Annotated in this window: 15 protein-coding genes; 14 read left to right on the forward strand and 1 reads right to left on the reverse strand. The window is 36.7% G+C overall.

The genetic code is table 11. The features are described from left to right. The first annotated feature begins 8 nt into the window (after window positions 1–8). The 3 genes from treP to ACFSCX_RS05220 all read left to right on the forward strand — a co-directional run bounded on the left by treP (window position 9) and on the right by ACFSCX_RS05220 (window position 3,734). A complete protein-coding gene (gene treP, locus ACFSCX_RS05210) occupies window positions 9–1,442 on the forward strand; it encodes a PTS system trehalose-specific EIIBC component (RefSeq protein WP_377927097.1) in 1,434 nt (477 codons plus the stop codon). Window positions 1,443–1,533: 91 nt separating this feature from the next. Then, entirely contained in the window at window positions 1,534–3,213 is a 1,680-nt protein-coding gene (gene treC / locus ACFSCX_RS05215) for an alpha,alpha-phosphotrehalase (RefSeq protein ID WP_377927098.1), read from the forward strand. Between the two features lie 29 nt (window positions 3,214–3,242). After that, complete coding sequence (locus tag ACFSCX_RS05220; RefSeq protein ID WP_377927099.1) at window positions 3,243–3,734, forward strand: PTS sugar transporter subunit IIA; 492 nt, start codon at window positions 3,243–3,245, stop codon at window positions 3,732–3,734. Window positions 3,735–3,834: 100 nt separating this feature from the next. Here ACFSCX_RS05220 and rnhC read toward each other — a convergent pair whose 3' ends face one another. After that, the gene (gene rnhC / locus ACFSCX_RS05225) at window positions 3,835–4,773 is read right to left on the reverse strand and encodes a ribonuclease HIII (protein WP_377927100.1); all 939 of its coding nucleotides are present in this window, start codon (window positions 4,771–4,773) and stop codon (window positions 3,835–3,837) included. 154 nt (window positions 4,774–4,927) lie between these two features. On the opposite strand from rnhC, the gene zapA reads away from it, so the two are divergent. The 11 genes from zapA to trxA all read left to right on the forward strand — a co-directional run bounded on the left by zapA (window position 4,928) and on the right by trxA (window position 16,556). Further along, window positions 4,928–5,191: a cell division protein ZapA gene (gene zapA / locus ACFSCX_RS05230; protein ID WP_377927102.1), complete on the forward strand. Its 264-nt coding sequence runs from the start codon at window positions 4,928–4,930 to the stop codon at window positions 5,189–5,191. Between the two features lie 49 nt (window positions 5,192–5,240). Then, complete coding sequence (locus ACFSCX_RS05235) at window positions 5,241–5,783, forward strand: CvpA family protein (protein ID WP_377927103.1); 543 nt, start codon at window positions 5,241–5,243, stop codon at window positions 5,781–5,783. Window positions 5,784–5,919: 136 nt separating this feature from the next. Beyond that, a complete protein-coding gene (gene polX / locus ACFSCX_RS05240) occupies window positions 5,920–7,635 on the forward strand; it encodes a DNA polymerase/3'-5' exonuclease PolX (protein WP_377927104.1) in 1,716 nt (571 codons plus the stop codon). Window positions 7,636–7,665: 30 nt separating this feature from the next. Continuing rightward, window positions 7,666–10,026, forward strand: coding sequence for an endonuclease MutS2 (locus ACFSCX_RS05245; RefSeq protein WP_377927105.1), 2,361 nt, complete (start codon window positions 7,666–7,668; stop codon window positions 10,024–10,026). Window positions 10,027–10,076: 50 nt separating this feature from the next. Next, window positions 10,077–10,487 (forward strand): DUF350 domain-containing protein, encoded by a 411-nt coding sequence (locus ACFSCX_RS05250; RefSeq protein WP_377927106.1) that lies wholly within the window; start codon window positions 10,077–10,079, stop codon window positions 10,485–10,487. A gap of 488 nt (window positions 10,488–10,975) precedes the next feature. Beyond that, window positions 10,976–12,658: a long-chain-fatty-acid--CoA ligase gene (locus ACFSCX_RS05255; RefSeq protein ID WP_377927107.1), complete on the forward strand. Its 1,683-nt coding sequence runs from the start codon at window positions 10,976–10,978 to the stop codon at window positions 12,656–12,658. Window positions 12,659–12,818: 160 nt separating this feature from the next. Beyond that, window positions 12,819–13,409, forward strand: a complete 591-nt coding sequence (locus ACFSCX_RS05260; protein ID WP_377927108.1) for a TetR/AcrR family transcriptional regulator — start codon at window positions 12,819–12,821, stop codon at window positions 13,407–13,409. A gap of 37 nt (window positions 13,410–13,446) precedes the next feature. After that, window positions 13,447–14,220, forward strand: coding sequence for an enoyl-CoA hydratase (locus tag ACFSCX_RS05265; RefSeq protein WP_377927109.1), 774 nt, complete (start codon window positions 13,447–13,449; stop codon window positions 14,218–14,220). A gap of 84 nt (window positions 14,221–14,304) precedes the next feature. Further along, complete coding sequence (locus ACFSCX_RS05270; protein WP_377927110.1) at window positions 14,305–15,078, forward strand: electron transfer flavoprotein subunit beta/FixA family protein; 774 nt, start codon at window positions 14,305–14,307, stop codon at window positions 15,076–15,078. Window positions 15,079–15,124: 46 nt separating this feature from the next. Next, window positions 15,125–16,102 carry an electron transfer flavoprotein subunit alpha/FixB family protein gene (locus tag ACFSCX_RS05275; protein WP_377927111.1) on the forward strand — a complete coding sequence of 326 codons (978 nt, stop codon included), beginning with the start codon at window positions 15,125–15,127 and terminating at the stop codon, window positions 16,100–16,102. 139 nt (window positions 16,103–16,241) lie between these two features. Then, on the forward strand, window positions 16,242–16,556 hold the full coding sequence (trxA, locus tag ACFSCX_RS05280) for a thioredoxin (RefSeq protein WP_377927112.1): 315 nt from the start codon (window positions 16,242–16,244) through the stop codon (window positions 16,554–16,556). Window positions 16,557–16,675: the final 119 nt, after the last annotated feature.

Below are 16,675 nucleotides of genomic sequence, written 5' to 3' on the forward strand. Positions count from 1 at the left end.
GGGAGATTATGAGTAAATTTACAGATTCAGCGAAAGAATTGCTGGAGCATGTAGGAGGAAGTGACAACATAAATGTGGTCACTCATTGTGCGACGAGAATGCGTTTTGTATTAAAGGATCCTAAAAAAGCAGATGTTAAAAAAGTGGAGGAAATAGATATTGTTAAAGGGACTTTTACACAAGCGGGTCAATTCCAAGTAATCATTGGGAATGATGTATCGACCTTCTATAATGAATTTACGAAAATCGCAGGTGTAGGTGATACTTCAAAGGAAGAAGCAAAGGTTGCAGCCAAACAAAATATGAATCCACTTCAGAGATTGGTTGCTCACCTTGCTGACATTTTTACACCGTTAATTCCTGCCTTAGTCGTAGGGGGGCTTATTTTAGGATTTCGCAATGTAATTGGTGAAATAAATATGATAGATGGAGGAACAAAAACCCTTGTTGAAGTTTCGCAGTTTTGGGCAGGCGTGCATGCTTTCTTATGGTTAATTGGTGAAGCTATCTTTCACTTTCTACCTGTAGGAATTACGTGGGCGATTTCTCGAAAGATGGGTACCACTCAAATTCTAGGAATTGTTTTAGGGATTACCCTAGTTTCTCCGCAGCTTCTAAATGCATATGGAGTAGCGGGAGCAGAAGATATTCCAGTATGGAATTTTGGATTTGCCCAAGTTGAAATGATAGGTTATCAAGCACAGGTAATACCTGCAATATTAGCTGGTTTTGTCCTTTCCTACCTTGAACTAGGATTGCGAAAAGTGATTCCAAATGTAATTTCCATGATTTTTGTACCTTTTTTTGCATTAATTCCAGCTGTATTAATTGCACATGTTGTTCTCGGCCCAATAGGTTGGACCATTGGATCATGGGTCTCTGGAATCGTATACGCTGGTTTAACCTCTGGATTTGGCTGGTTATTTGCTGCTATTTTTGGATTTGCTTATGCACCACTAGTTATAACAGGTCTTCATCATATGACCAATGCAATTGATTTACAATTAATGAGTGAAATTGGAGGAACGAATTTATGGCCGATGATTGCCTTGTCTAATATTGCTCAGGGATCCGCAGTTGTGGCCATGATATTCCTAAACAGAAGAGATGAAAGAGAGAAACAGGTCTCTGTACCTGCTGCAATCTCATGTTATTTGGGTGTTACAGAGCCCGCGATGTTTGGAATCAATTTAAAATATGTTTTTCCATTTCTCGCGGCTATGATTGGTTCATCGATTGCTGCTGTAATTTCAGTAGGTAGCGGGGTTATGGCTAATTCGATTGGGGTAGGCGGTATCCCAGGAATCCTGTCTATTAGAATTCAAGATATGCTAATTTTTGCTATTGCCATGTTAGTTGCAATTATTGTTCCGTTTTTGCTCACGGTCATATTGTCTAAAACAAAAATGGGCAACAACGCTTATAAGCGCTTAGCAAAGTGATGATTTGAAGGATAATGGTGAAGTGTTTTAGTTTAACAGAAGATAGAAAATCCTGTCCTAGCATCAAAGTGTAAAAAGGTAGGTGTTATCTTTGGCAGAGCCTTGGTGGAAGAAAGCAGTCGTTTATCAAATTTATCCGAAAAGCTTTAACGATACAACGGGAAATGGAATCGGAGATCTACTAGGGATTATTGAGAAATTGGATTATCTGAAAACTCTTGGTATCGATGTGATATGGCTCACTCCCATTTATGAATCTCCTCAACGAGATAATGGCTATGATATCAGTGATTATTATAGAATATATGATCAATATGGTGAAATGGCTGATTTTGAACGTCTTTTAGTTGAAGCGCATAATCGAAATATAAAAATTATTATGGACATTGTAATCAATCATACATCTACTGAGCATAAATGGTTTCATCAATCCATGTCCTCAAAAGATAACCCATATCGAAATTTCTATATTTGGAAGGACGGAAAAAATGGAGGTCCACCCACAAATTGGAAATCAAAATTTGGTGGGTCAGCATGGGAATATGATGAAACTACTGGACAATATTACTTGCATTTATTTGATACCACCCAAGCTGATTTGAATTGGGAAAATGAGGAAGTGAGGAGAGCTGTTTATGAGATGATGGACTATTGGTTGAAAAAAGGTGTGGATGGATTTAGGCTAGACGTGATTAACTTAATATCAAAGGACCAAGATTTTCCTAATGATGATGGATTCAATCCGCCCGGTGATGGGAGAAGATTCTATACAGATGGACCACGTGTGCACGAATTCTTTAGGGAAATGAACAATCAGGTATTCTCTAAATACGACATAATGACAGTAGGGGAAATGTCTTCTACAACCATTGAACATTGTATTAAGTATACAAATCCGAGCAGAAATGAACTTAATATGACGTTCAATTTTCATCATTTAAAGGTAGATTATCCAGGCGGAGAAAAGTGGACAAAGGCTAATTTTGATTTTCATGAGTTGAAAAAAATATTATCTACCTGGCAAATAGAAATGTATAAAGGATCAGGCTGGAATGCATTATTTTGGTGTAACCATGACCAGCCAAGGGTGGTATCGCGATTCGGAGATGACCAAAAATATCATAAAGAATCAGCTAAAATGTTAGCTACAACCATTCATATGATGCAAGGAACTCCGTATATATATCAAGGTGAGGAATTCGGTATGACGAACCCTAACTTTGAAGATATAGATGATTACCGCGACGTTGAATCCTTAAATATATATAAACTAAAGAAAGAGGAAGGAATGTCAGATCAAGAAATTATTGAAATACTTAAGCAAAAATCAAGAGATAACTCAAGAACACCTGTCCAGTGGGATGGAACGAAAAACGCTGGCTTCTCAACTGGGATCCCATGGATAAAGGTTGCTCCCAATTATCACGAAATTAATGCTGCTACCGCTATTGAAGACAAACAATCCATATTTTATCATTATCAAAAACTAATTAGTCTTCGAAAAGAGTACGATATTATTACACATGGAGATTATCAGTTGCTTTTAACTGATCACGATCAAATATTTGCTTATTTAAGAAGCTATAAACAAGAAAAGCTTTTAGTTATCAATAATTTCTACGAAAAGGAAACAACCTTTATGCTGCCTGAAAGTATTTATCAAGGTGAACAAAAATGGAAGATCTTATTATCAAACTACGATGATTCTTCAGAAGCTTTAAAGAATTTTCGATTACGACCATATGAATCAATCGTCTATCACTTAAGTTAAGAAAAACTTTTAAGGTAGGGAGTTATGATATGTTAAAAAATCTTTTTTCAAAAAAAGAACAGGTTGTTCATATTTTCTCACCAGTAAAAGGAAGGATACTTGATGTTACGGATGTACCAGATCCCGTATTTTCTCAAAAAATGATGGGTGAGGGTATAGCTATTGAACCGTCAGATGGAGAGGTTGTTTCTCCTGTTGATGGTGAAGTCGTACAGGTTTTCCCAACGAAACATGCAGTGGGTATTAAAACGAAATCAGGTGTAGAAATATTAATCCATATTGGCCTAGAAACTGTAAATTTAAATGGTGAGGGCTTTACTAGTTTTATTAAAGCAGGAGATAAAGTAAAGCAAGGAGATAAATTAATTAGTTTTGATTTACAAATGATTCGAGAAAAGGCAGCCAGTACAATCACACCATTAATTATTACCAATACAGATGATGTAGTAGGGACTCTAGAAAAGAATATAGTAGATGCAGCAACTTTTGAGACAGAGGTGCTGACTGTAATACGAAAGTAACACAAAAAAGTACATCAAAGAAAAGTGATGTACTTTTTTAAATATCAGCGTATGGTTCAGTCATACTCATTATTAATTACCGCTCCGAACAGTTTTCAGCTTATCGAATCAGTTTTCTAGCCTTTTCAGTATTAGCAAAATGTAATTTGGCAATAGAATTAAATATTTCTTCACCTTGCTCGCTCATAATTCGTGCTGCAATTCTATCCACACCAGGCCCAGCACCTTTTTGAAGCTCTACCCCTGTTAACACTGACAACTTATCGAATTCTTTTACGAACGAATATCTTGCAATAATGGAGGCAGCTGCAACAGATAAATGTACGCCTTCTGCTTTTGTACTAAAGTAGACGTGATCTTTAATCATATGTTTTTCATTTTTAATATGTCGAAAATACACGTCAGGCTCTGCGAATTGGTCAATTAGTATTCCATCAGGTTTTTTAGGAGCTAACTTATTTAACACATTTGATATCGCTTTGTTATGAAGCAATGCTTTCATCTTTCCTTGTGTCATTCCTTTTTTTTGAAGTTCATTATATTTTTCATTTTGTAAGACGAGCAAACTATAAGGAACGACTTTGATAATGTCTTTTGCGATCTTTACAATTTGCGAGTCGTGTAAGTTTTTTGAGTCTTTTACACCTAACTCTTTTAATAGCTCCATTTTGGAAGGTTCCACAAAGGCTGCAACTACTGTAATAGGACCGAAGTAATCACCTGTTCCGACTTCATCCGAACCAATAATTGCCATATCTTTAATATTCTCAGGTACAGCATACCTATCATTTCTAACTTTAGGTGATGACGCTTGCTTTGACACTGATTCCGTTGATACCGATTCCCATCTTGCAGCTTCTAAGTTTGCACCTGCCCCTTGAAACATGACTTTCCCAGATTTATAGGCAGTCACAACACAGTTGGGGAGCTTTGCCGTATATAATCCTCCAGGAGGAATTTTTTCTAATAAATACCCTTTATATTGAGCCTTGATTTTATCCATTATAGTAGAATTTACAAGAATCACCTTTGTTGACATGGACATTCACTCCTCATTACTTATAAAATAGTCCAGAAGAAACCTATAAAATACATTTCTCTTATGATACCTTAATTCTAGTAGTTCTTTCCAACTGTTATGGTTCATGTTATCATATATTTTAGGATTCCAGGCTAGAACGGGGGCAACAAATGTGTCTGATCAAAAAAAGACGAAGACGACAGTAGATATATATGGCCAGCAATATTCAATCGTTGGTAGTGAGAGTACTAGTCACATAAGACTGGTTGCCTCAATTGTCGATGACAAAATGAGAGAAATCAGTGAAAAGAATCCATCATTAGATATTAATAAGCTTGCAGTATTAACAGCTGTTAACGTTGTACATGACTATATTAAAGTAAAAGATGAATTAGAAGCATTGCAAAAGATTGTGCAGGAGTTAAGAGAAACATAGGACGATTGCGTTTAATAATGGGAAAACTAGATTGAAAAGGGTTGACGGTATGCTAGATTTAGCTTTAATTATCATTCTCGGAATGGGATTTTTAATTGGATTAAAAAGAGGGTTTATCCTTCAAATAGTACATTTAACAGGTTTTATTGTAGCTTTTATTATTTCATACTTATATTATGACGATTTAGCTCCGACTTTAAAGCTATGGGTTCCTTATCCGGCTTTGGAGGAAGGAACGATGATGGCAATCATTTTTGACAATGCTGATCTAGAAATGGCCTACTATAATGCGATTTCTTTTGCTCTACTATTTTTTGGTACAAAAATTATCATGCAAATTATAGGCTCAATGCTAGATTTTGTAGCCCATCTTCCTTTACTTAAACAGATTAACGGCTGGGCTGGTGGTCTACTAGGTTTTATAGAAGTCTACTTAATTTTATTTATCGTCTTGTACATAGGTGCACTATTACCGATTCAGTTTATACAAACGAATATCCAGGAATCCTTTATTGCTATGACCATTGTTCAGCATACACCCATTTTTTCGGGAACTATTCGTGAACTATGGATTGAACATATAGCCCTTTAAATTCTTTACTCTCATTACGAATGTAGTGGGAGTTTTTATTGTTAAGAAGAGGATACATATTAATTTACCATGAAGTTGTACTTTTCATTTGTTTCCTTGTATCATTTTAGTAGGACATAGTAGGACGGTGTGTGAGATGAATAAAAAAGATGTAATTGGATTATTAGAAACGATTTCAATATATATGGAACTTAAAGGAGACAATCCTTTTAAAATTGCGGCTTTTAGAAAAGCGGCTATTGCACTTGAGCAAGATGAACGTCCAATAGAAGCTATTGAAGATGTTACAGCCTTACCTGGTGTTGGCAAAGGGACGGCAGCTGTAATTGATGAGTATATGAAAACTGGAAAATCGATGGTGCTTGAAGAATTAAAACAAGAAGTGCCACAAGGTTTAATCCCATTGTTAAAGCTCCCTAGTTTAGGTGGGAAAAAAATTGCAAAGCTATACAAAGAGCTAGGAATTGAGGATATTGAAGGGTTAAAGCAAGCGTGTGAGGAACAGAAAATTCAAGGCCTGGCAGGTTTTGGTGAGAGATCAGAACAGAAAATATTAGCAGCCATAAATGAAGTAGGAACAAGACCAGAACGGCTGCCAATTGCGTTTATGTTGCCAATTGCTCTTGATATAGAAGAACAGTTAAGCAAGATGGAATTTATTGAAGCCTTTTCTAGAGCAGGAAGCTTACGTAGGTTAAGAGAAACAATTAAGGATTTAGACTTTATTATTGCAACTAATCACCCATCAGCTGTCAAAGAGCAGTTACTACAAATTCATAGAGTGAAGGATGTCATTGCAGCAGGTGATACGAAGGTTTCGGTGCAGCTTGCCTTTGATTACGAGGTGTCAGTTGACTTCCGTCTCGTTGAGCCAAAAGCATTTGCAACCACTCTCCATCATTTTACCGGTTCAAAAGAGCATAATGTGAAAATGAGGCAGCTAGCAAAAGATAGAGGCTTAAAAATTAGTGAGTATGGTGTAGAATCAATAGAGACTGGGGAGGTTCATACATTTGCAACAGAAGAGGAATTCTTCATGCATTTTGGACTAAACTTTATTCCACCAGAAGTAAGAGAAGGTGAACGCGAAGTCGACATATACGAAGAAGAAATGAACTTACTTTCTTTAGATGACATTCAAGGGGACCTTCATATGCATTCCACATGGAGTGATGGGGCACACACAATTGAAGAGATGGCAGTAGCATGCATGAAGCGTGGGTATTCATATATGGCCATTACTGACCATTCTAAGTACTTAAGAGTGGCAAATGGACTAACAGTCGAGCAAATAAAAAGGCAAAAAGAAGAAATTAGTCGGATAAATGAAAAGTATAAAGACTTTAAGATCCTCTCTGGGATTGAAATGGATATTCTACCAGACGGTACGTTAGATTACGACGATTCTCTCTTAGAGGAAATGGATATCGTCATTGCTTCTATACACTCTAGTTTTTCGCAAAAACGTGATGTTATTATGGAGCGATTAAAGACAGCGCTTGTCAATCTTCATGTAGATATTATAGCACACCCGACAGGAAGGCTAATTGGAAGAAGAGAAGGATATGATGTTGATATAGATCTGTTAATTGAGCTTGCCAAGGAAACAGATACAGCTCTAGAACTAAACGCAAATCCACATCGACTTGATCTATCAAGTGAACATATTCGAAAAGCGAAGGATGCTGGAGTGAAGGTTGTCATTAACACGGATGCACACCAAGTAGCGAATTTATCGTACATGGAAATTGGAGTTTCAGCCGCTAGAAAAGCCTGGATTCAAAAAGAACATGTGATCAATGCTTGGGATATAGAGCAGTTACAGGCTTTTTTAAACCGTCATCATGTATAGCCCATAGAAGATTGAAAGGAGAACACCGAAATGTTAGAACGCACATTAAAGGTGCTTGAATATAACAAAGTGAAGGAGCAATTAAGTAAGCATGCCTCTTCCTCACTTGGTAAAGAAAAAGTAGAGAAATTAACTCCAACCACTTCATTTGATGAAGCGGTAGCTTGGCAAGATATGACAGATGAGGCTACAACAGTATTAAGACTAAAAGGGAATGTTCCATTAGGTGGAATTCATGATATACGCCCTTTTGCTAAACGAGCAAAAATAGGAAGTACATTAAGTCCCCATGAGCTCATTGATATATCCAGTACAATATATGCTAGTAGGCAAGTGAAGAAATTTATTGAGGATTTAGTGGAGGAAGAGCTTTCTATTCCACATCTTCAAAACTTTGCTAATAGCCTTATTCAATTAATAGAGCTAGAACGTAAAATTAATTTTTGTATAGGAGATAACGGAATTGTACTCGATGGGGCTAGCGAAAAGTTAAAAGGAATTCGTCAGCAGCTTAAAACCTATGAATCAAGAATTAGGGAAAAATTAGAAAACATAGTTCGTTCGACTTCCACTCAAAAAATGTTATCAGATGCAATCATAACAATTCGAAATGATCGGTATGTGATTCCTGTTAAACAAGAGTATAGAAGTGCTTTTGGGGGTATGGTTCATGATCAATCTGCCTCAGGTGCAACCTTGTTTATTGAACCACAGTCAGTTGTAGAACTAAATAACCAATTAAATGAGACGAAGTTAAAAGAAAAACAAGAAATAGAACGAATATTAATTGAGCTCTCGAAGGAAGTTGCATTTGAAGCAGATCACTTAATAAACAATGTAACGATATTAGCTGAGATTGATTTCATGTTTGCAAAAGGTAGCTATAGCCAAAAAATTAAAGGGTCTAAGCCAATATTAAATAACCAAGGCTATCTTAAGTTGTTAAAGGCAAGACACCCTTTAATTCCAAAGGATGAAGTAGTACCAAATGATATTGAGTTAGGAAAAGAGTTTACAAGTATCGTTATCACCGGTCCCAACACTGGAGGGAAAACAGTAACTCTTAAACTAGTTGGTTTATTTACTCTTATGGCCCAGTCTGGATTACAGATTCCAGCTCTTGACGGCTCAGAAATGGGTATGTTCCAAGCTGTTTATGCAGACATTGGAGACGAGCAATCGATTGAGCAAAGCTTAAGTACCTTCTCATCTCACATGGTCAATATCGTAGAGATCTTAAAAAATGTTGATGCTAACAGTTTAGTTCTTTTTGATGAACTTGGTGCTGGGACAGATCCACAAGAGGGAGCTGCGCTAGCGATTTCGATCTTAGATGATGTATATGGAAGAGGTGCTAGAGTCATTGCCACAACTCACTATCCTGAGTTAAAGGCATATGGTTACAATCGCGAAGGGGTTGTCAATGCCAGTGTTGAGTTTGATATTGAAACATTAAGCCCTACGTATAAACTTTTGCTTGGGGTTCCGGGAAGAAGTAATGCATTTGAAATCTCGAAACGCTTAGGTTTAAATCAACACGTCATTGAGCACGCAAGACTTCATATTAGCGCAGAAAGTAATCAAGTTGAAAATATGATTGCATCTCTAGAGGAAAATAGACGGAGAGCAGAGGCAGAATTAGAAGAGGCACATGAGTTACGTAAGGATGCAGAAAAGCTTCATAAGGAACTTCAAAGTCAGATAATCGAGTTTAATGAGAAACGCGATAAAATGTTTGAAAAAGCAGAGAAAAAGGCTGCCGATTCCATTGAAAAAGCCAAGGAAGAAGCCGAAGAAATCATTAAGCATCTCAGGAAAATGCAAAGAGAGCAATATGCGTCCATAAAAGATCACGAACTGATCGAAGCGAGGAAACGATTGCAAGATGCGTCTCCAGATCTTGTTAAAAATAGAAAAGATAAAAAGCAAACAGTTTCGAAAGCTCAAAAATTGCACCCAGGTGACGAGGTAAAGGTGCTGTCTCTTGATCAAAAAGCTCATCTCATCGAAAAAGTAAGTACAAATGAATGGCAAGTGCAAATTGGAATTATGAAAATGAAGGTCAATGAAAAGAACCTAGAGTATTTGAGTAGACCTAAACAAGTACAAACAAAACCACTGGCGACGGTTAGAGGAACAGATTCGCACGTGAAATTAGAGTTAGACTTACGCGGGGAAAGATATGAGGATGCGTTAATGCGAGTCGAAAAATATATAGACGATGCTCTTTTAGCAGGCTATCCTCGAGTTTCCATTATTCACGGAAAAGGTACCGGAGCACTAAGAAAAGGCGTTCAAGAATATGTGAAAAATCATCGTTCTGTTAAAAAAGTTCGTTATGGTGAAGCACCAGAGGGAGGAACAGGTGTCACAATTATTGAACTAAAATAAACAAGAGTATACCTGCCACTGGTTTTACCAGAAAAAGGAGAGAGAGAATCTTGAATGAATTTTGGGAAAATATTTATGTTCAATCAGCAGCAAATTACAGTGTTGTAGTATTGTGTGCAATTCTTTTTCTAACGGTTTTTGAATTAGTAACAAAGTACAAAAATTGGGAGCAAATACAAAATGGTAATTTGGCTGTTGCTATGGCAACAGGCGGGAAAATATTTGGTATCGCTAATATTTTCCGGTACTCGATTGAAGACCATGATACATTATTAATGATGATCGGATGGGGGTTCTTTGGTTTTTTACTATTGCTGATCGGGTATTTCATTTTTGAATTTTTAACACCTTCCTTTAAGATTGACGATGAAATCGAAAAAGACAACCGCGCTGTAGGATTTATTTCAATGATGATTTCAATTGGTTTATCCTTTGTAATTGGTGCTGGAATTGTTGGATAGTGAAATTAGGCTTAAGGAGAGATGGGATTGGAGACCTTAGCTAAAGTACTATTGGGACTTTGCGGACTATTCTTGTTAATAGGGATTATCTATATGTTTTTCTTTGCATAGGGTTGGCATTAGCCAACCCTTATTGTTTTTTACTTACACAAAAGATAAATGAGTATTTTTGAACAGGATGTTTCTCTAGAAAAAGTTTGACCCTTAGTCCATCCTCCCTAGTACTTATACTGTAAGATATAGGAATTGTGGGCTATTGGGTCCGTCAGGATGATTCAAAATCTTTCCGTTTTTTCTATATTCGAAAAATAAAATGACTCTCATGCGTTAGTGTGATTACTATGGGAGTTAATTCCATAGTTTAGAGGACAAACTGTCTAAAGAAAAAATCTAAATTTTCTAAATTTATATTAATTGTCATACAAAAGGTTGTGTACTATAATAAAGTTAAGAAAATTGAATTTATTCTAAAAAAGGAGGCTGGACGGATGAGTAAGCCATGGCTAAAACATTATCCTCCTGAAATCCCGCATACAATCTCTATTGACAACAAAGCTGTTCACCATTACCTACAGGAATCGGCATCAAAGTACCCAAAAAAGAAAGCGCTTTATTTTTTAGGAAAGGAAATGACATTTTCAGAGCTATACGAGCAATCCCTACAATTTGCTAACTACTTACTTCAGCTTGGATTAAAAAAAGGCGATCGTGTCTCCATTATGCTACCAAACTGTCCACAAGGAGTAATTGGTTACTATGGAACGTTGATGGCAGGCGGTATTGTTGTTCAAACAAATCCACTCTACATGGAGCGGGAGCTTGAGTATCAACTAAAAGATTCAGGCGCAAAATTTATCCTATGCTTAGATCTACTCTATCCAAAAGTTAGGAAGGTGAAGTCGGTAACTGAACTAGAGCATATTATTGTAACGGGCATCAAAGATTATTTACCATTTCCCAAGAACCTAATATATCCATTTGTTCAAAAGAAACAGCACGGAATTGTAGTAAATGTGGAGCATAAAGGTAATAATCATCAATTTTCTTCCATAATGAAAACAACTGAAGCAAAACCAGTAAACATCGAAGTGTCTCCAAGTGAAGATCTTGCTCTCTTACAATACACGGGCGGTACTACAGGTTTTCCAAAGGGAGTTATGCTTACTCATGAAAATCTAGTTTCAAATGCAAATATGTGTGTAAGCTGGATGTATAAATTAAAAAGTGGTGAAGAAAAGGTATTGGGAATCCTGCCATTTTTCCACGTATATGGTTTAACAACGGTGCTAAATATTTCAGTTATGCAAGGAAATGAAATGATATTATTGCCAAAGTTTGATGCTGAAACAACATTAAAAACCATACAAAAGAAAAAACCAACCCTATTTCCTGGTGCACCAACCATTTATATTGCCTTACTTAATCATCCTGACATAACAAAATATGACCTTTCCTCCATTGATTCTTGTATTAGTGGATCAGCACCACTTCCTGTTGAGGTTCAAGAGAAGTTCGAGAAGGTAACAGGAGGTAAGCTAGTAGAAGGATATGGTCTTACGGAAACATCACCTGTTACACACGCAAATTATTTATGGGAAAAGAGGGTTTTAGGTAGTATTGGTGTTCCATGGCCCAATACGGATGCAAAAATTATTTCGCCAGAAACAGGTGAGGAAGCAAGTATTAAGGAAATAGGAGAGCTTGTCATTAAAGGACCACAAGTCATGAAAGGGTATTGGAACAAACCAGAGGAAACAGAAGCTGTCTTAAAAGATGGCTGGTTGTTAACTGGAGACTTAGGCTATATGGATGAGGAAGGTTATTTCTATATAGTTGATCGAAAGAAAGATATGATTATAGCCGGAGGTTATAATATTTACCCTAGAGAAATTGAAGAGGTTCTATATGAGAATGAAAAAATACAAGAGGCTGTTGTAGCTGGAATACCAGACCCATATCGTGGTGAAACAGTAAAGGCATATATTGTATTAAAAGAAGGAGTTACATGTACGGAGGAAGAATTAGATGAGTTTGCAAGAAAACATTTATCTGCTTATAAGGTTCCAAGAGTGTATGAGTTTAGAAAAGAGCTGCCAAAGACAGCTGTTGGAAAAATATTAAGAAGGTCACTTGTAGAAGAAGAAAAAGAAAAGCTATCAAAAGTAAATTAATTCTTATGGGAACACATTGGTGTTCCCTCCTTCATTTTAAACAAAGAATAGGACTCTATCTTGACAGTAAAGGAAACGTCGATTAGAATGAGAATATGAATGAATAGTCATTCATTTCTGCTTGAATCCTATCTTTGACTATTAAAAGGGGAAAGCTAAAGTGAAAAAAAATAAACCGAAATATAAACAAATTATTGATGCAGCAGTTATTGTAATTGCTGAAAATGGCTATCATTCAGCACAAGTATCAAAGATAGCTAAAACGGCTGGAGTAGCGGATGGAACGATCTACTTGTATTTTAAAAATAAAGAAGACATCCTCGTTTCAGTCTTTGAAGAAAAGATGGGAATCTTTGTTGAAAACTTAGAAAAACAGATAACAGGTATTTCTTATGCGGAGAAAAAATTATATACTTTAGTAGACATGCACTTTAAACATTTGGCTTCCGACTTTCATCTTGCCATTGTTACACAGCTTGAATTACGCCAATCTAATAAGGAATTACGACTACGAATTAACGCAGTACTAAAAGGGTACCTTGCTATTATCGATCATATCGTAAAAACCGGAATGGAAACGAGCGAATTTAGAAAAGATTTAGATGTAAGGCTGGCAAGACAGATGATTTTTGGAACAATTGATGAAACCGTGACAAGTTGGGTCATGAATGATCAAAAGTATGATCTTATCCAACTAGTTAAACCAGTGCATCAGCTTCTTATTAACGGTTGTGGGTACACAAAGGCTTAAGAAAAAAGGATGTACAACAATGCTAAGGGGGAGAATTATGGAATTTTTCAAAGTCGAAGTAAGGGAATCAGTCGGAATCATAACCTTAAACAGACCTCCTGCTAATGCTTTATCATCTAATGTTTTGAAAGAGCTTACAAACGTACTTGATAGCTTGGAACAAAATGAAGATGTTAGAGTGCTCTTATTACATGGTGAAGGTCGCTTTTTCTCAGCAGGTGCTGATATTAAGGAATTTACAACAGTACCGAGCGGAGAAGAGTTTGAAAAGCTATCTACATACGGGCAGGACCTATTCGAACGTATGGAGACATTTTCAAAACCGATTATAGCATCTATTCATGGCGCTGCTCTAGGTGGTGGTTTAGAGCTTGCTATGGGGTGTCACATCCGCCTAGTCTCTGAGACTGCAAAACTAGGTTTGCCAGAATTACAATTAGGTTTAATACCTGGATTTGCTGGAACGCAAAGATTAACACGCTTTGTCGGTGCTGCAAAAGCTGCTGAAATGTTATTAACAAGTGACCCAATTTCTGGAACAGAGGCTGTGCAAGTAGGATTAGCAAACAAATCCTTTCCAGAGGAACAGTTGTTTGAAGAATCTTTAAAACTAGCAAATAAAATTGCTCAGAAGAGTCCTGTTTCTATGAAAGCAACTCTTGAATTACTTAATTACGCGAAGACGGGTAGCTTTTATGAAGGTGTTAAAAGAGAGGCTCGATTATTTGGAGAAGTATTTACCTCAAAGGATGGTAAAGAAGGTATTAACGCATTTATTGAAAAGCGTCTGCCTAACTTTGTAGGTAAGTAATTCATTTTTTTAAATGAAATTATCAGAATCCTTAAAATGATGAAAATCCATAAAAATTTTGCAAAATTCTTAGGAGGGAATACGATGAACATTTATGTAATTATGAAAAGAACGTTTGACACAGAAGAGAAAATCTCCATATCTAACGGTAAAATTGCTGAAGACGGTGCAGAGTTTATTATCAATCCTTATGATGAATATGCAATTGAGGAAGCGATCCAATTACGTGATGCAAACGATGGTGAAGTTACGGTTGTAACGGTTGGAGGAGAAGATTCCGAGAAAGAACTTAGAACCGCTCTTGCAATGGGCGCAGATAAAGCTGTATTAATTAATGTTGAAGATGATCTTGATAATGGTGACCAATTCTCTACAGCTACAATTTTAGCGAAATTCTTCGAAGATAAAGAGGTAGATATTATCCTAGGTGGTAATGTGGCAATTGACGGTGGATCAGGTCAAGTTGGACCACGCTTAGCTGAATTACTAAACATTCCTTACGTTACAACCATTACCAAGCTTGAAGTTAGCGGAACAAATGTAACGATAGAACGTGATGTTGAAGGAGACTCTGAAGTTATTGAAACTTCATTACCAGTATTAGTAACTGCTCAACAAGGGCTTAATGAGCCACGCTATCCTTCTTTACCAGGGATCATGAAAGCAAAGAAAAAGCCGCTTGAGGAATTAGAATTAGATGATCTAGATCTTGAAGAAGATGATGTAGAAGCGAAGACAAAGACGATCGAAATTTACCTTCCTCCAAAGAAGGAAGCGGGTAAGATTTTAGAAGGTGAATTACAAGACCAAGTAAAAGAACTTGTTTCTTTATTACACACAGAAGCTAAAGTAGTTTAAGACACGATAACTATATGAACAAACAAGATCAAGGAGGTAGTTTAAAATGGCTAGAAAAGTTCTTGTATTAGGGGAAGTACGTGACGGTGGTTTACGTAATGTATCGTTTGAAGCGCTATCAGCTGCAACTACAATCTCAGAAGGTGGAGAAGTTGTTGCCCTTTTAGTTGGGGATCAAGTAAGTGACTTAGCGAACAAACTATTTGCTTATGGTGCTGACCGTGTATTAGTAGTGGAAGATGAAAAATTAAAGGATTATACACCAGATGGTTTCTCACAAGCGGTTATGGCTGCAATCAATGCTGAAAGCCCTGAGGGTATTGTGTTTGGTCACACTGCATTAGGGAAGGATCTTTCACCTAAAATCGCTAGTAAGTTAAATTCTGGTCTTATTTCAGATGCAACTGCAGTTGAAATTACAGGTGGTAACGTTGTATTCACTCGCCCTATTTACTCTGGTAAGGCATTTGAGAAGAAAATCGTAACGGATGGAACTATTTTTGCGACAGTCCGTCCTAACAACATTGTTCCTTTAACAGAAGATACGTCTCGCACAGGTGATGTATCGACATTAACAGTAGAAATTAAAGATCTACGTACAATCGTTAAGGAAATCGTTCGCAAAACAACTGAAGGTGTAGACCTTTCTGAAGCGAAGGTTGTCATTGCAGGTGGCCGTGGTGTGAAAAGTGAAGATGGATTCTCACCATTAAAAGAGCTTGCTGATGTATTAGGCGGGGCAGTAGGAGCTTCTCGTGGTGCGTGTGATGCGGAATATTGCGACTACTCACTTCAAATCGGTCAAACAGGGAAGGTTGTTACTCCAGATCTATATATTGCTTGCGGTATCTCTGGAGCTATTCAGCATCTAGCAGGTATGTCAAACTCTAAAGTAATCGTTGCTATTAATAAAGATCCAGAGGCGAACATATTTAAAGTAGCAGATTACGGAATTGTTGGCGACTTATTTGAAGTTGTTCCATTACTGACTGAAGAATTTAAAAAACTTAAAGTGAATGCATAATAAATTTAAATGAGCCTTTTTCTGGCTCATTTTTTTTGTTTCAAAGGGGTAGATTATACTTGAGCAGAAAATTAGCAAGTCAGATTCTATAATGGTATACTTTGGGTATAAATTAGTAGCATATTGGGAGGATTATAAAATGGCAATATCTAATGTAACTGATCAAAACTTCACTTCTGAAACTAGTGAAGGTCTTGTACTTGCAGACTTTTGGGCACCATGGTGCGGACCTTGTAAAATGATTGCTCCAGTTTTAGAGGAGCTTGATAGTGAAATGGGCGATAAGGTGAAAATTGTAAAAGTTGATGTGGATCAAAACCAAGAAACAGCAGGAAAATACGGGGTCATGAGTATACCTACATTACTTGTTATGAAAAATGGAGAAGTAGTTGACCAGGTTGTTGGTTTCCAACCGAAAGATGCTCTTGCTGAATTATTAGAAAAACACGTTTAATTAAAATTAGGTACCATTCATTCTAAATGGATGGTATTTTTTTATTTCTTGGGAAATGTTGTCGAACATTGTGGTGAATAGAGAGCGTTTTAATAAACTATTTCGATGCTGATAAAAAA

The sequence above is a fragment of the Bacillus salitolerans genome (assembly GCF_042680805.1).
Lineage (GTDB): Bacteria > Bacillota > Bacilli > Bacillales > SA4 > Bacillus_CJ > Bacillus_CJ salitolerans.

Bases quoted from the DNA above. Each gene is read 5' to 3' on its own strand.
- treP (WP_377927097.1), top strand. From the start codon at position 9: ATGAGTAAATTTACAGATTCAGCGAAAGAATTGCTGGAGCATGTAGGA.
- ACFSCX_RS05220 (WP_377927099.1), top strand. From the start codon at position 3,243: ATGTTAAAAAATCTTTTTTCAAAAAAAGAACAGGTTGTTCATATTTTC.
- rnhC (WP_377927100.1), bottom strand. From the start codon at position 4,773: ATGTCAACAAAGGTGATTCTTGTAAATTCTACTATAATGGATAAAATC.
- ACFSCX_RS05235 (WP_377927103.1), top strand. From the start codon at position 5,241: ATGCTAGATTTAGCTTTAATTATCATTCTCGGAATGGGATTTTTAATT.
- polX (WP_377927104.1), top strand. From the start codon at position 5,920: ATGAATAAAAAAGATGTAATTGGATTATTAGAAACGATTTCAATATAT.
- ACFSCX_RS05245 (WP_377927105.1), top strand. From the start codon at position 7,666: ATGTTAGAACGCACATTAAAGGTGCTTGAATATAACAAAGTGAAGGAG.
- ACFSCX_RS05255 (WP_377927107.1), top strand. From the start codon at position 10,976: ATGAGTAAGCCATGGCTAAAACATTATCCTCCTGAAATCCCGCATACA.
- ACFSCX_RS05265 (WP_377927109.1), top strand. From the start codon at position 13,447: ATGGAATTTTTCAAAGTCGAAGTAAGGGAATCAGTCGGAATCATAACC.
- ACFSCX_RS05270 (WP_377927110.1), top strand. From the start codon at position 14,305: ATGAACATTTATGTAATTATGAAAAGAACGTTTGACACAGAAGAGAAA.
- ACFSCX_RS05275 (WP_377927111.1), top strand. From the start codon at position 15,125: ATGGCTAGAAAAGTTCTTGTATTAGGGGAAGTACGTGACGGTGGTTTA.
- trxA (WP_377927112.1), top strand. From the start codon at position 16,242: ATGGCAATATCTAATGTAACTGATCAAAACTTCACTTCTGAAACTAGT.